The sequence below is a fragment of the Zwartia vadi genome (assembly GCF_030410375.1).
GTDB lineage: Bacteria > Pseudomonadota > Gammaproteobacteria > Burkholderiales > Burkholderiaceae_B > Zwartia > Zwartia vadi.
In genome coordinates, this window is sequence record NZ_JAUHHE010000035.1 from 1 (window position 1) to 2,257 (window position 2,257).

At 52.5% G+C, this 2,257-nt stretch carries 2 tRNA genes and 1 rRNA gene; all 3 read left to right on the top strand.

Features of this window, described 5'->3' with window-relative positions:
- Nucleotides 1-115: 115 nt before the first annotated feature.
- The 3 genes from QWY27_RS15175 (at nt 116) to QWY27_RS15185 (ending at nt 1,936) form a co-directional block, all read left to right on the top strand.
- A 16S ribosomal RNA gene (locus QWY27_RS15175) occupies nt 116-1,646 on the top strand.
- Between the two features lie 129 nt (nt 1,647-1,775).
- Nucleotides 1,776-1,852: transfer RNA gene (locus QWY27_RS15180), tRNA-Ile, on the top strand.
- Nucleotides 1,853-1,860: 8 nt separating this feature from the next.
- Nucleotides 1,861-1,936, top strand: a tRNA-Ala gene (locus QWY27_RS15185).
- Nucleotides 1,937-2,257 lie beyond the last annotated feature (321 nt).

The following is a 2,257-nucleotide window of genomic DNA, read 5'->3' on the forward strand; positions in this document are numbered from 1 at the left end:
GGAAATGAATGTTAAGTGTAAAAGCTTGATGTAAATAACCTCACTTCCTTTGAGCAGCGACGTATAACCGGCCTGTGTTTACACAGGTCATGGAAATACGATTTATACAGAGATTAAACTGAAGAGTTTGATCCTGGCTCAGATTGAACGCTAGCGGGATGCCTTACACATGCAAGTCGAACGGCAGCGCGGACTTCGGTCTGGCGGCGAGTGGCGAACGGGTGAGTAATGTATCGGAACGTGCCCAGTAGCGGGGGATAACTACTCGAAAGAGTAGCTAATACCGCATACGCCCTACGGGGGAAAGGGGGGGATCGCAAGACCTCTCACTATTGGAGCGGCCGATATCGGATTAGCTAGTTGGTGAGGTAAAGGCTCACCAAGGCGACGATCCGTAGCTGGTTTGAGAGGACGACCAGCCACACTGGGACTGAGACACGGCCCAGACTCCTACGGGAGGCAGCAGTGGGGAATTTTGGACAATGGGGGAAACCCTGATCCAGCCATTCCGCGTGTGCGATGAAGGCCTTCGGGTTGTAAAGCACTTTTGGCAGGAAAGAAATCGCATCAATTAATACTTGGTGTGGATGACGGTACCTGCAGAATAAGCACCGGCTAACTACGTGCCAGCAGCCGCGGTAATACGTAGGGTGCAAGCGTTAATCGGAATTACTGGGCGTAAAGCGTGCGCAGGCGGTTCGGAAAGAGAGGTGTGAAATCCCAGGGCTCAACCTTGGAACTGCACTTTTAACTACCGAGCTAGAGTATGTCAGAGGGGGGTGGAATTCCGCGTGTAGCAGTGAAATGCGTAGATATGCGGAGGAACACCGATGGCGAAGGCAGCCCCCTGGGATAATACTGACGCTCATGCACGAAAGCGTGGGGAGCAAACAGGATTAGATACCCTGGTAGTCCACGCCCTAAACGATGTCAACTAGCTGTTGGGGCCTTCGGGCCTTAGTAGCGCAGCTAACGCGTGAAGTTGACCGCCTGGGGAGTACGGTCGCAAGATTAAAACTCAAAGGAATTGACGGGGACCCGCACAAGCGGTGGATGATGTGGATTAATTCGATGCAACGCGAAAAACCTTACCTACCCTTGACATGTCTGGAATCCCGAAGAGATTTGGGAGTGCTCGCAAGAGAACCGGAACACAGGTGCTGCATGGCTGTCGTCAGCTCGTGTCGTGAGATGTTGGGTTAAGTCCCGCAACGAGCGCAACCCTTGTCATTAGTTGCTACGAAAGGGCACTCTAATGAGACTGCCGGTGACAAACCGGAGGAAGGTGGGGATGACGTCAAGTCCTCATGGCCCTTATGGGTAGGGCTTCACACGTCATACAATGGTCGGGACAGAGGGTCGCCAACCCGCGAGGGGGAGCCAATCCCAGAAACCCGATCGTAGTCCGGATTGTAGTCTGCAACTCGACTACATGAAGTCGGAATCGCTAGTAATCGCGGATCAGCATGTCGCGGTGAATACGTTCCCGGGTCTTGTACACACCGCCCGTCACACCATGGGAGTGGGTTTCACCAGAAGTAGTTAGCCTAACCGCAAGGGGGGCGATTACCACGGTGGGGTTCATGACTGGGGTGAAGTCGTAACAAGGTAGCCGTATCGGAAGGTGCGGCTGGATCACCTCCTTTCAGAGCAGCGTACACGAAGCCAAAGCGCTCACACTTATCGGTTGTTAGTTTAGAAGCAGCAAGGGTTTGATCGCTTTTTTGTATAGAAGTGATTGAGAAATCAGTAGTCATGCGATTGCCGAGTCGGCCGGGTCTGTAGCTCAGCTGGTTAGAGCACCGTCTTGATAAGGCGGGGGTCGTTGGTTCGAGTCCAACCAGACCCACCAAGGGTTTTGGGGGATTAGCTCAGCTGGGAGAGCACCTGCTTTGCAAGCAGGGGGTCGTCGGTTCGATCCCGTCATCCTCCACCAACGAAGGGTATGTCGACGCGGTGTGGGCAGTGTGTGGGTAGTGTGTGGATAGTGTTTAACTCTTAGTGCATAGCGTGCCTGGTGCCAAGCGCGCGGGGCAAGTTGTGTATTAAGAGTTAGGCTTTATGCTTAATGAGGTTTTACGTTTTACCCTTGTTCTTTAACAATCTGGAAGAAGCACAACGAAAAGTTTTTGGTGTGCACATGTGTGGCGGTGGCCTTCGGGTGATCGTTGTGCGTGTGTGTCACGAATAACGGGTTGTGATTGCATAGTAATTTGTTCAATTCTCAAGCTCTGTTGTGTGTTGATGACTGGCTTTT